Source organism: Parahaliea mediterranea, from assembly GCF_017255185.1.
Taxonomy (GTDB): Bacteria; Pseudomonadota; Gammaproteobacteria; order Pseudomonadales; family Halieaceae; genus JAFKCZ01.
The window spans coordinates 209,231-221,832 of record NZ_JAFKCZ010000001.1 but is presented as its reverse complement, the minus strand read 5'-3'; the positions used below and the strand labels follow the sequence as shown (position 1 = coordinate 221,832).

Here is a 12,602-nt window from a genome sequence, read left to right as displayed (position 1 = left end):
CAAAATGGGACTAATATTGCATGGCGTTTCCTGCAGTATAGGCCGCCGACGGCAACAATGCCGGCCACCGGCCCGTTTTTTACACCAGAGATGTAAAAATATTACAGCAACCACCGGCGGATTGGAATAAGAGTTCTATATGGGAACTATAAATACCCCGAAATAGCCCATAAAAAAGCCCGCCCAGCTGGACTGGGCGGGCTTTCGATGTAGTAAATTTACAGCGCTAACATGCGCACTCAATCGATACTGTAGGTCGCGTGCCCGGCCTTGATGGCGCCCGCGTCGCGCAGCACCGTGCCCGCGCCTTCCGGCAGGCGCTGCCAGCGGCCCGGGGCCACCACCTGCAGGGAATGGGGCTGCTGCCGGAACACGCGCTGGTAATAGCTCCGCCAATCCTCCAGGTCGAGGGCGCGCACCGCTTCCGCCAGGCGGTCGCGGCCGTCGAAGTCGTACTGTTTCTTGGCAATGGACTGCCAGTAGAACTCGGCGCGCTCCCAAAGATTTTTGTCCGGCTTGGTAATCTCGCTGATCAGCGCCCCCTTGTGGCGTGCAAACTGCTGTGCGTCCGTCGCCGCCGGCACGCTGTCCATAAAGCGGTCGATGGCCGCCGCGACATCGGGGGCGGAGGCGCTGGGTGACTGGATCAGCAGGACCATCCCCGGCACATCCAGCTGGGACCAGGGAATGGCGGCCACCACGTAACCCAGCTGCTGCTCGGTGCGCAGCTGCTGGAAAAAGCCCGACTTGATCACCTGCACGCTGAGCGCGGTGGCGGCGCGATCGTGCCAGGTATCCCCCGCGCCCTGCAGGTACCAGGCGATGACCGAGTCGTCGTGGGGCACGTCCACGGCGTACTGCAGCGACTCGCCCGGCGCCAGCGCCAGCACCCGCAGCGGCGGTAGCGGGGGCGTCGCCCCATTGGCCAGCAGGCGGCCCACCTGCTCGCTGACGCCCTCAACCGCCGCCGGCGTGTAGTTGCCGTAGATCATGGTTTCCGCGGTGGCCCCGCGCCAGAAATCCCCGGCGTAGGCCTCGACATCCGCCAGGCTCATGCCCTCCAGGGCCTCGATCAGGGCCTGCTCGCCCCACTCCCCGTACAGCAAGGCCTCGCGCAGGTCGTCGATCACCTGGCTGGAGGGACGCTTGGCCACCACGTTGCGCAGCCCGCGAATCATGTCCGCGCGGATATTGGCGTATCGCCCCGGGTCGAAATCCGGCCGCCGCACCGCTTCCAGCAGGCGTTCAAGCAACAGGCCCTGCTTGTCGTTGTAGCCACTGATGCGCAGGCTGATGCCCTGGGCGTGCTTATAAAGATCAAAGCTCAATCCCGCCAACAGGGCGGGATAGGCGAACTCGTTCACCGCATCCTTGAGCAGCGCCGTGTACAGCACCGCAGCGGCGGTTTGTTCCGCACTCTGGCCCACCGTCGGCGACCGGAAATTGATGTAGGTTGCCCCCTTGGGCAGGCGGAATTCGCCGTCCTGCAGGAACCACACCGCCTGCCTGCCGGACTGCAACACCCGCTGCGGCGCCGCCGGCACCGCCTCTTCCAGTGGCACCAGCGACACATCCTCGGCGATGAACTCGTTGGGCGCGGGCAGGTGCAATTCCGGCTCGTCACCGGCGCCGGTCCAGCGTTGCAGCGCCGGCCCGCCGGCGACCCGCCGCGCATAGGGCACCTGGTAGTGTTCACTGACCCGATCGGTCTGCACGCTGCCATCGGTCAGTGTCACCAAAGCGTTGCCGGGCACTACCGCCGACAGCAATTCCCGCAATTCGGCGGGCTGGTAATCGCTCATCAAGTAGGGCCCCTGCAGCACGTCTTGGGGCTGGTAGTAGTGCATGCCGCTGGCCAGGCCACTCACGTAGTTTATCGGCTCGGGCTCCTCCTTGAAGCGGAAGCGCAACGCCGCCAGCTGCGATTGCTCCTGGTACAGCCATTGCTGGGGCCCTTCCTCGCGCAGCATGTCCAGGTAGGCGAACAACAGCTGCAACACGCGCTCGTACTGGGCCACGCCCTTTTCGGTGAGCGCGATGTTGATACTGAACAGGCTGCCGCCGCGCCAGGCCAGCCCCGAACCCGCGGACAGACTCTCGGCCAAACCCTCGGCCTTGAGCTGGGACAGTACGCTGCCCTCGCCCTCGTGTCCCACCAGGTTGCCGAGATACGACAGCGGCTGAACGCGATAGTCCTCGCGGTAGTCCGCCACCGGGAAGGACAGCTCCAGCTGGCGCAGGGTGGCCTGGGGCTTTACTTTTACCAGCATCGGCAGGTCACCGGCGGCAAACAGGGGAGCCTCGATGTCCTCCGGCTCGTAGCCGCGGTTGGGTACCTGCGAGAACAGCGGCCTCACCAGCGATTCCAGCTCGTCGAGGGACTCCTTGCCCAGCACCACCAGGCGCATGGCGTTGGCCGAATAGTGGCGGTCGTAAAACCTGAGCAGGTCGTCGCGAATGGCGGAGTCCGGCTTGTCCGCCAGGGTATCCAGACTACCCACCGCGAACTGGCTGAAGGGGTGCTCGGGGTTCATCACCGATTGCAGCACGTCCAGGCCGCGGCGCGGGTCGCTTTTCAGCCCCATCTGGTACTCCGCCTGTACCGCATTCTTCTCGCGCTCGACATATTCGGCATCGAAGCGCGGCGCGATAAAGAACTGGGCAAAGCGATCCAGGGCGCCGGGCAGGAATGACGCATTGACGTCGAAGAAATAATTGGTGTGCTCGAAGCTGGTGTAGGCGTTGCGCGTGCCGCCGTGCTCGGTAATGAACGCTTCGTACTCCGCGGGATCGGGATACTTGTCGGTTCCCAGGAACAGCATGTGCTCCAGGAAATGGGCCAGGCCGCCGCGCCCCTCGGGGTTGTCGCCGCTGCCGACCATCACGTCAAGCGCCGCCGCCGCCTTGGGCGCGTCGGGGTCGGAGACCAGCAGCACCTGCATGGCGTTGTCGAGCACCAGCAGGCGGTAGGCGTGATCGTCGTTGGGGCTCTGGACCGGACTGACGTCTAGCGGGCCAGTTTCGCGCGCGGGACTTGCGGCGCAGGCCGCCAGCACGAGGGCCAGGAAAAGGGTCAACAGGGTTCTGCCACCCCGCAGCGGGTGTATCACCGGCATCGCTTACTCCGTTGTTTGTAGGGATTGGCCCGGCTCTTCCGTCCGGGTCGGCCAGGCGTTGATAATTGCCTTGATCAGGGTCGCCAGGGGAATGGCAAAGAACACGCCCCACAGCCCCCAGATACCACCAAAGAACAGCACCGCGAGGATGATGGCCACCGGGTGCAGGTTCACGGCTTCGGAAAAAAGCAGAGGCACCAGTACGTTGCCGTCCAGGGCCTGGATGATGAAGTAGACCAGCACCAGGTAATAAAATTCACTGGTAAAGCCCCATTGAAAATAGGCGACGATCACCACCGGCAGGGTCACCAGGGCCGCGCCGATATAGGGAATAATCACCGACAGGCCCACCAACAGGGCGAGCAGCGCGGCGTAATTGAGCCCCATCCACACGAAGCACACGTAGCTGGTGGCGCCGACGATCAGGATTTCCAGCACCTTGCCGCGGGCGTAGTTGGCCACCTGCATGTTCATTTCACCCCAGATACGCCGCAACAGGGGGCGCTCCCGGGGCAGGAAACTGCCGCACCAGGCGAGGATCTGCTGCCGGTCCTTGAGAAAGAAAAACACCAGTATGGGAATCAGAATGACGTACACCAGCACGGTAAGGATGCTGGGAATAGTCGCCAGGGAGCGGGTGACCAGGGTCTGGCCAAACTCAGCCAGCTCGGTCTGGGCCATGGACATCACCTGGTTCAACTGCTTTTCGCCGACGAACTCGGGATAGCGCGCGGGCAGCACGCCGAGCAGGTCGCGGCCCTGTTCCAGCATGCGCGGCATCTCCGCCGCCAGGGCCAGCAACTGGCGCCAGGCCAGCGGCAGCAGGCCAAAGATGAAGCCGAAAAAGGCGCCGACAAATACCAGGAAGGCGACACTCACCCCCACCCACTGCGGCAGGCCGTGGCGCTGCAACTGGATGGCCACCCCCTGCATCAGGTAGGCCAGGACAATGGCGGCGAGTACCGGCGCCAGGATGTCGCCGATGGTCATCAGCAACACCACGCTGACGGTGAGCAGCACCAGCAGCAGGATCGATTCTTCCTCGAACAGGTAGCGCTGGTACCACTTGTTGAATATTTCCAGCATGGCGATCAGGCCTTCTGCAGCAGGTGGATGTAGACCCCATCCTGCTCCCCGGAGGCCAGCAGCCGGTGGCCGGACTGCTCGGCGAAGACCTGGAAGTCACGCACCGAACCGCGATCAGTGGCGATCACGCGCAACTGCTCGCCACTGGCCAGGCCGTTGAGGGCCCGCTTTGCCATTAACAGCGGCATGGGACATTGCAGGCCTGTGGCGTCCACTTCCTGTACTGCGGGCTCGGTCATCAAGGGCACTACCATCAATTAATGCGGCGCCCAGTATATCCATTCACTCCTGCCCGCCCAACAGAGTCTGAACTTTTCCGCCGCGGGCCACTCTTAGCTGATGAAAGCCCAGATTCGAGCTGGTGAGAAGCCAAATTCCGCGAGGTGTGGCCCATGACGTACAATAGAGGCGACCCCGCAGCCCTTTGATGTGATCTCCCTGTGCCCAAGCGTTATTCCCTACAATCCGCCCTGCGCCCGCTGAGCCTTGCCCTGGCACTCGCGCTGGCGTCGGGTCCGGCGTCGGCACAGCGCACCGAGGACCTGAAACTGCCCAACCTGGGCGAGGCCAGCACCAGCCTGTTCTCGGCGGAATACGAGCACCAGCTGGGGCGCACCTGGCTGCGCATCTTCCGCAGCCAGGTGCCCACCGTCGATGACCCGCTGCTGTTCGACTACCTCGAGAACCTGATCTATCGCCTGGTCACGCACAGCCAGCTGCAGGACCGCCGGGTGGACCTGGTGGTGGTGGACAACCCCACGATCAATGCCTTCGCCGTGCCCGGCGGGGTCATCGGGGTACACAACGGCCTGCTGCTCTACGCCCAGACCGAGGACGAACTGGCCACCGTATTGGCCCACGAGATCGCCCACCTCAGCCAGCGGCACTTTTCCCGCCGGGTGGAATTCCAGAAGGCCCAGACGCCGCTGAACCTGGCGGCCATGCTCGCGGGCTTCGTACTCATGGCCACGGCGGGCGGCGACGCCGGCATGGCGGCGCTGTCGGCGGCACAGGCCGCGGCCCAGGACTCCGCGCTGCGCTACAGTCGCAGCAACGAGGCGGAGGCGGACCGGGTGGGCATGCAGACCCTGGTCGACGCGGGCATGGACCCACGCGCGGCACCCGCCATGTTCGAGCGCATGCTACAGGCCACCCGCTATACCAGCGGCAACCGGATACCGGAATTCCTGCGCACGCACCCGCTGTCGGAAAACCGGATCGCCGACACCCGCAACCGGGCCCGCCAATACCCTGAACGGCCGCCGGCGGTCAATTTGGAATACCAGTTGATGCGCGCCCGGGTAGTGAATCAGCTGGCCGACACGCCAGAGGAGGCGGTACAGAAGTTCCGCAGCGAACTCGACGGCACGACCCGCTCCCCCGAAGCCTCGCGCTACGGCCTGGTGCTGGCCCTGACCGCGGCGGGCCGGGCCGACGAGGCCAGCCTGGAACTGGACACCATCTGGTCCGACGACCCTTCGCGGCTGGAATACCTGATTGCCGATGCCGAGATCGATATGGCCCGCAATCAGGCGGACCAGGCCGCGGAAAAGCTGGCCAAACGACTGAAGCGCTCGCCCGGCAACCACCCGCTGACCATGACCTACGCCAAGGCGCTGATGCGCGACCAGCAGGCCCACGTGGCGGAGGAAGTGCTGGTGGAACAGAGCAAGCGCAGGCCCAATGACCCCTCTCTGTGGTACCTGCTGGCTGAAGTGCAGGGGCTGTCGGGCAACATTGTCGGCCTGCACCAGTCCCGGGCCGAGTACTTCATCCTCAACGGCGTGCTGGACCAGGCGGAAAAACAGTTGAACTACGCCCTGAAACTGACCCGCAGCGACTATCCCACCACGGCGAAAATCAACCAGCGGTTGCAGGATATCGCCAAGCTGCGCGAGCAGATGGACCTGTAGCGATCAAAGCCACCCGTCGGGCCGGTTGCAACCGGCCTGCCGGGACGGATTCAACCGCAAAGCGCTGCAATGAGGGGCGACGATAGGAAGCGGCGCAATAAATTGCGCCCTACAGGGAGCGCGCCCGCCCGCGTAGGGTCGAATTCATTCGACCGATGCACGGCGTCACCCGGCCACGGCGCGGACGAAATAAACGGCCCTAAAAAAGGGGCCTCCCCTCCGCCGCACAAGGTGCGGTCTCACCCATGTAGGGTCGAATTCATTCGACCAAAGGCGACGGCGCCCCCACCAAAAAGCGAACGGCCTCAGGCCTTGCCCTTGACCGCAACCTTGAGCTGCGCGGCAAAATCCAGCATGCGCCGCAGGGGCACCATGGCCCGCTCGCCCAGGGCCGCGTCGACGAAAACTTCGTTGTCGTCCCGGTCGAACACCCCGGCCAACGCCTCCAGCTCGTTCATCGCCATCCACGGGCAGTTGGCGCAACTGCGACAGGTAGCCCCCTTGCCCGCGGTGGGCGCAATCAGGAATTCCTTGTCCGGCGCCTGCTGCTGCAGCTTGTAGAAAATACCCTGGTCGGTGGCGACGATGAAACGCTCGTTGTCCATCTCCTGGGCGGCGCGAATGATCTGGGTGGTGGAACCCACCCGGTCGGCCAGCTCCAATACCGGAGCGGGGGACTCCGGGTGCACCAGTACCGCCGCGTCCGGGTAGACCTGCTTCAGGTCGGCGATCCCGCGGGCCTTGAACTCCTCGTGCACGATACAGGCGCCATCCCACATCAGGATGTCGGCGCCGGTTTCCCTGCGCACGTAGTCGCCCAGGTGCTTGTCCGGCGCCCAGATAATTTTCTCGCCACGGGCGGCCAGGTGCTCCGCCACATCCAGCGCGATACTGGAAGTCACCACCCAGTCAGCGCGCGCCTTCACCGCCGCGGAGGTATTGGCGTACACCACCACGGTGCGATCCGGGTGGGCGTCGCAAAACGCGGCGAACTCATCCGCGGGGCAGCCCAGGTCCAGGGAACAGGTGGCCTCCAGGGTGGGCATCAACACCCGCTTGTCGGGGGTGAGAATCTTGGCGGTCTCGCCCATGAACTTCACGCCGGCAACCACCAGGGTGCGGGCCGGGTGATCGTGGCCAAAGCGCGCCATTTCCAGCGAGTCGGACACGCAGCCACCGGTCTCCTCGGCCAGCGCCTGGATGGCCGGCGACGTGTAGTAATGCGCCACGATCACCGCGTTTTCCGCGGCCAGGCGCTGTTTGATGCGCGCCTTCAGCGCCTCCTCCTGGTCGGGGGAGAGCTGGCTGCGCTCGGCGCGGTCCAGATGATGTTGCACCTGCTGGCGGATCGATTCCAGTTTTTCGGAAGCTAGACTCATAGGATGTACTGCGGAGGGTTCATACAGTTGGGCCTGCCCAGTTTACCACAGTTTGGCGGGCTGGAAATTTGCCTCTTGTACAGTAAAGTGGGGACAACAACAGCAATAACAAGGGCTTTGGCAGTGAAACAATACGATTACGTGAACACGCGGCGCGAAGACGTGCGCCCCATAACAGACCGGCAAGTCCCCGTGGTACGCTTCTTCCTGAAATGGGCCACACGTATTCAGGTGGCCGGGTTCCGCGCCAGCAAGGGCCGCATCATGAACACCTTCCCCGGCGGCTACCCCGTGTGCGTGGTCACCACCACGGGAGCGAAATCGGGCAAGCCGCGACGCATTGCCCTGATCCACCTGCCCCACGGGGACGACAAGCTGATGGTCGCCTCGCAGGGCGGCATGCCGCGCAATCCCGCCTGGTATTACAATGTGAAAGCCCACCCCCGGGTACACATTATGGTGGACGGCCAGGAACACGCATACGAGGCGCGCCAGGTCAGCGCCGAAGAAAAAGCCGAACTGTGGCCTCACCTGCTCTCGCTGTACCCCGATTTCGACGAGTACCAGGCCCGCACCGACCGCGACATCCCGGTATTTCGCTGCACCCGCTGCCGCTAGCGGGCCAAGCGCAGCGTCCGATAACCGACCTCCGCCCCACAGCGCCCAGGCCGCACAATAGCCGAAGACTTGTAAAGCGACGGCGAATCGCTTACCTTGCCGCAACCAGCAATGATTCCCATTTACATTTCAAGGTATCCCATGAAAGCAACCGCGGCCGCCCTGGCAATTTCCGCCCCCCTTCTTTTTTTCGCCGCCGGTGCCGGCGCCGACGAACAGCGCTTCGACCACTACCAGGGGGCGCCTTCGGCCACGGTGACGGAGGCCCTGAGCAACCTCGAGGCCTACAATGAATACCTGGCGACACTGCTCGCCAAAGACGCATTGAGCGACGCGGACATGGGCAAGATCCACCAACTCAGCTACACCCTGGAAAACGCCCTCCAGCGCCTGGACCAGGAACTGGACGACATTGCCGCGACACTGGAGGAGGTCCACCTCGGGTCGGAGCAACTCCAGGGCGATCGCGTGCGCCACAACGGCCTGGACTACCTGAAACGCAGTCGCCAGCTGACCGGTCGGTAGCCGCGCAAGCTCACACGGCTTCGCCTCCCGGACCGGCATCGCCCACCGGGCGAACGGCGCCCGCCGCGCCATTGCCCGGTGTTCCACGCCGGGCAATGGCGGCGAAAACCGGCGCTATTCCGGCCTTCGGCGCCACCCGCCTTTTAGTATCCTCAGGCACCAATCAATCAATCCCAACGGGCAACTGTTCCCTGCCAGCACTCTCGGCCACGGCACTATTTAACAAACATTCACTAGAATTTCGCTAAGAACCCGCGTATAACTTCATGTTATATATAGAATTAGCGGGCAAGCCATCCGGGACTCCCAGGCGGGACAACAGTAACAAATCGCTGCGGGAGAGGACGATGCAGGGGCACCAGTGGAACAGCACACCGTTCTGATCATATCCGAGAACCGGGCGGATCACCTGGTTCTGTCGGCCTGCCTGGAGCGCGCCCAGCCCTCCCGCTTCTCACTTGCCAGCGCCGACTCCATGGAGCGCCCGCTCGAGGCCCTGCTGGACCCCAACATCGACGCGGTGATCATGGCCGAGGGGCCGGAAACCGAGTACCTGCTGCGCCTGGCCCAGAAACATCATGTCTCCACCCCCATCATTATGCTGCTGGAAGAGCCGAGCGGCGACATGGCCAACCGCCTGCGGGACTACGGCGCCCAAGACTATCTGGCGCGGGGACAGCTGCAGGACGCGCTGGTGCACCGGGTACTGGATTACAGCATCCAGCTGAAGCAGGCGCGGATGCAGATCGAGCAGCTGTCCAATCGCGACAGCCTGACCGGCGCCCTGAACCGCCTCGGCTTTCGCGCCCACCTGGAGCGCGCGATGGAGCGCTCGCGGCGCTACAGCTTCAACACCGCCCTGCTCTACGTCAACATCGACCGCTTCTCCAATATCAACGACCACTACGGCGAAAACAACGGCGACCTGCTGATCAAGACCCTCTCGCGCCGGCTATCCAATAAGCTGCGCAACACCGACAGCCTGGCGCGGCTTGGCGGGGACGAATTCGCCGTGGTGCTGGAGGATGTGAGCTCCGCCGCGGACGTGGAGATAATCGCCGGAAAAATGCTCAAGTCCCTGGCGACACCGGTCATTCTCAATGAGCATCAGGTTTCGGTGGACGTCAGTATCGGCGCCGCCCTGTTCCCCGAGGACGGGCTGGAGTTTTCCGACATCGTCGAGGCCGCCCGCGGCGCCATGTTGCAGGCCAAATCGGTGGCTGGCAGCAAGTTCATCCGCTACTGCGGCCAAATCCAGTTTGACGCCGCGGGCGGCAATAGTCTGGCCGCGGAGCTGCGCACCGCGGCGCGCAAGAACCAGTTCGAATTGCACTACCAGCCCCGGGTAGACCTGGCCACGGGTCAACTGGCCGGCCTCGAAGCCCTGTTGCGCTGGAACCACCCCGAACGCGGTCTGCTTTGCCCGGGGGAATTCCTCGCCGAGTGCGAGGATATGGGGCTGATGAAAACCATCGGCTACCAAGTGATCCAGCACGCCTGCTTTGCCATCAATTGGCTGGAGGAACAGGGGCTGGGCAATGTCGACGTGGCGGTGAACGTCTCGTTTTCGCAGATCCAGGACGAACGCTTCCTCGGAGTGATCAAGGACATTCTCGAGCGCACCGGTGCGGACGCGGGGCGCCTGGAGCTGGAACTCACCGAAAGTACCATTCTCAAAAGCCCCGGCGCCATCAAGGCACGGATGGACGAGCTGCGCCTGCTCGGTATTTCGTTCTCGCTGGACGATTTCGGCACGGGCTTTTCCCAGCTGTCCCACCTCACCGAGCTGCCCATTGCCGCGCTCAAGGTGGATGCGGCCTTCGTACGCGAACTACCGCATAACCCGCAGCAGGTGGCGGTGTGCACGATGATCATCGAAATGGCACGCCGGCTATCGATGAAGGTTATCGCCGAAGGCGCCGAAACTTTCGAGCAGGTGGAGTTCCTGCGCCAACAACTGTGCCATGAGGTACAGGGGTTCTACTACAGTCCGGCCATTCCCCTGCAGCAGCTGCCGCGCTTTGTCCAGGAGCAACGATTCAAACGCAGCGAGCGCATCCCCTCGTGAACTGGGCCTCATTAACACCCAATACCCTAGGCTCCGGGCGCGGCTGGTGTTAGCCTAGCGTCAATCGCAGCCGGTCAGCGAACAAACATGTCAGCCAACATCCAGCCCAGGCTCCGCGCAAAGATCCTGGTCAGTGACGACGACGCCAACGTGCGCCTGCTGACCCGGCAGTGCCTCGAGGCAGAGAACATGACGGTGGTGGAGGCCAGCAACGGGCCCGAAACCATCGACATGTTCGTGCGCGAGCGGCCGGACCTGGTATTCCTCGACGTGGAAATGCCGGGGATGAGCGGCCTGGAGGTCTGCAAGCGCATTCGCCAGATGCCGCAGGGCGAATCGATCCCCATCATGATCGTAACCGGCTCCGACGACCGGCAGTCCATCGACCAGGGCTTCGAGGCGGGTGCCACGCAGTACAAGACAAAGCCGGTGAACTGGTCCCTGCTGGGGCGCGACGTGCAGTACATGTTGCGCGCCAGCAACGCCTTTAACGCCCTCAAGCGGCAGGAGGACCGGCTTCGCTACCTGGCCTACTACGACCCGCTTACCAGCCTGCCCAATCGTCGCAGCTTCAACGAACAGCTGAATCGCATCCTCAAGCGCTGCCAACGGCACAACTCCCATGCCGCGCTGCTGTTTATCGACCTGGATCATTTCAAACGCATCAACGACTCCATCGGTCACGGCCGCGGCGACCGCCTGCTGGTGGAAATTGCCAAGCGCCTGAGCATGGAGCTGCGCGAAGACGACGCGATCAACTATTTCTCCGACAGGAACGCGGAGAACCAGAACGAATACGGGACGGAAATCGCCCGCCTTGGCGGCGACGAATTTACCGTAGTGCTCTCGGACATTCCCGATACCTCGCATGTGGAAACAGTGGCGCGCCGTATCCTGCGCAGCCTGTCCGCACCGATTGCCCTGCAATCCCACAACCCGGTGGTGACCCCCAGCATCGGCATTGCCCTATACCCCCAGGACGGCACCGATCCGGACAGCCTGGTGCGCAATGCCGACACCGCCATGTATGTGGCGAAGGCCGAGGGGCGCGCCTGTTATCGCTTTTACAACGAAGAAATGAACGCCAAGGCAGTGGAACAGCTCAAGATGGAGGAAGAGCTGCGCCACGCCATGGAAAACCACGAGCTGGAACTGCGCTACCAGCCCCAGATATCCACCGACACCTGCACCGTGGTGAGCATGGAGGCCCTGGTGCGCTGGAAACATCCGGAGCGGGGCATGGTGCCGCCCAACGAATTCATACCGGTTGCGGAGCGCACGGGGCTGATCATTGAGCTCGGCGAATGGGTGCTGGCCGAGGTCGCGCGGGACTGTATGCGCTGGCAGGCCCAGGGGCTGCCTGATTTTCGCGTCAGCGTGAATATCTCGCCCATTCAGTTCAGCCAGAGCGGGCTGGCACAGCGCATGGCGGACATCCTGCAGCGGGCCGGCATGCCCCCCCATCGCATAGAACTGGAGCTTACCGAAAGCGCCATCATGACCGATGCGGAAACCAATATCGAAAAACTGCGGCAGCTCAAGGATATCGGGCTGGCACTGGCGGTGGACGACTTCGGCACCGGCTATTCCTCCCTCAGCTACCTGAAACGCTTCCCCATCGATACCCTGAAAATCGACCAGAGTTTTGTCGCCGATCTCGACAGTCCCGACGGCGCCGCCATCGTCGATGCGATCCTCGCGCTATCGAGCACCCTCAACCTGCGCGTGATCGCCGAGGGAATCGAGACCGAGGAGCAGCTGCGCTACCTCCTGGAAAAACGTTGCGAACTGCTGCAGGGCTACTACTTTTCACGTCCGGCCTACCCGGAGGACGTTCCCGCCCTGCTCAGACAGGATTACAAGTCACTGCTGAATAGCGTGGCGGTGGCGGAATAGC

The 12,602-nt window shown here is 63.4% G+C and carries 9 protein-coding genes; 5 read left to right on the top strand and 4 right to left on the bottom strand.

Going from position 1 to position 12,602, the window contains the following annotated elements; translation table 11 throughout:
- Positions 1–239: 239 nt before the first annotated feature.
- From JYP50_RS00945 to JYP50_RS00935, 3 genes are read right to left on the bottom strand one after another with little or no spacing between them, the layout of a single operon-like run.
- Complete coding sequence (locus tag JYP50_RS00945) at positions 240–3,116, bottom strand: insulinase family protein (RefSeq protein ID WP_206558577.1); 2,877 nt, start codon at positions 3,114–3,116, stop codon at positions 240–242.
- A gap of 3 nt (positions 3,117–3,119) precedes the next feature.
- Positions 3,120–4,202 (bottom strand): AI-2E family transporter, encoded by a 1,083-nt coding sequence (locus tag JYP50_RS00940; protein WP_206558576.1) that lies wholly within the window; start codon positions 4,200–4,202, stop codon positions 3,120–3,122.
- Positions 4,203–4,207: 5 nt separating this feature from the next.
- The gene (locus tag JYP50_RS00935) at positions 4,208–4,441 is read right to left on the bottom strand and encodes a sulfurtransferase TusA family protein (RefSeq protein WP_206558575.1); all 234 of its coding nucleotides are present in this window, start codon (positions 4,439–4,441) and stop codon (positions 4,208–4,210) included.
- A gap of 231 nt (positions 4,442–4,672) precedes the next feature.
- On the opposite strand from JYP50_RS00935, the gene JYP50_RS00930 reads away from it, so the two are divergent.
- On the top strand, positions 4,673–6,115 hold the full coding sequence (locus JYP50_RS00930; RefSeq protein WP_241262722.1) for a M48 family metalloprotease: 1,443 nt from the start codon (positions 4,673–4,675) through the stop codon (positions 6,113–6,115).
- Between the two features lie 305 nt (positions 6,116–6,420).
- Here JYP50_RS00930 and nadA read toward each other — a convergent pair whose 3' ends face one another.
- Positions 6,421–7,494, bottom strand: a complete 1,074-nt coding sequence (gene nadA, locus JYP50_RS00925) for a quinolinate synthase NadA (RefSeq protein WP_206558573.1) — start codon at positions 7,492–7,494, stop codon at positions 6,421–6,423.
- A 123-nt stretch (positions 7,495–7,617) separates the two neighbouring features.
- On the opposite strand from nadA, the gene JYP50_RS21935 reads away from it, so the two are divergent.
- The 4 genes from JYP50_RS21935 (at position 7,618) to JYP50_RS00905 (ending at position 12,601) form a co-directional block, all read left to right on the top strand.
- Entirely contained in the window at positions 7,618–8,112 is a 495-nt protein-coding gene (locus JYP50_RS21935; RefSeq protein WP_206558572.1) for a nitroreductase family deazaflavin-dependent oxidoreductase, read from the top strand.
- A 141-nt stretch (positions 8,113–8,253) separates the two neighbouring features.
- Entirely contained in the window at positions 8,254–8,637 is a 384-nt protein-coding gene (locus tag JYP50_RS00915; protein WP_206558571.1) for a DUF6746 family protein, read from the top strand.
- Positions 8,638–8,998: 361 nt separating this feature from the next.
- Positions 8,999–10,705 (top strand): EAL domain-containing protein, encoded by a 1,707-nt coding sequence (locus JYP50_RS00910; protein WP_206558570.1) that lies wholly within the window; start codon positions 8,999–9,001, stop codon positions 10,703–10,705.
- Between the two features lie 87 nt (positions 10,706–10,792).
- Positions 10,793–12,601 (top strand): two-component system response regulator, encoded by a 1,809-nt coding sequence (locus JYP50_RS00905; protein ID WP_206558569.1) that lies wholly within the window; start codon positions 10,793–10,795, stop codon positions 12,599–12,601.
- The last annotated feature ends 1 nt before the right edge of the window (position 12,602 follow it).

Bases quoted from the DNA above. Each gene is read 5' to 3' on its own strand.
- JYP50_RS00945 (WP_206558577.1), bottom strand. From the start codon at position 3,116: ATGCCGGTGATACACCCGCTGCGGGGTGGCAGAACCCTGTTGACCCTT.
- JYP50_RS00940 (WP_206558576.1), bottom strand. From the start codon at position 4,202: ATGCTGGAAATATTCAACAAGTGGTACCAGCGCTACCTGTTCGAGGAA.
- JYP50_RS00935 (WP_206558575.1), bottom strand. From the start codon at position 4,441: ATGACCGAGCCCGCAGTACAGGAAGTGGACGCCACAGGCCTGCAATGT.
- nadA (WP_206558573.1), bottom strand. From the start codon at position 7,494: ATGAGTCTAGCTTCCGAAAAACTGGAATCGATCCGCCAGCAGGTGCAA.
- JYP50_RS00915 (WP_206558571.1), top strand. From the start codon at position 8,254: ATGAAAGCAACCGCGGCCGCCCTGGCAATTTCCGCCCCCCTTCTTTTT.
- JYP50_RS00905 (WP_206558569.1), top strand. From the start codon at position 10,793: ATGTCAGCCAACATCCAGCCCAGGCTCCGCGCAAAGATCCTGGTCAGT.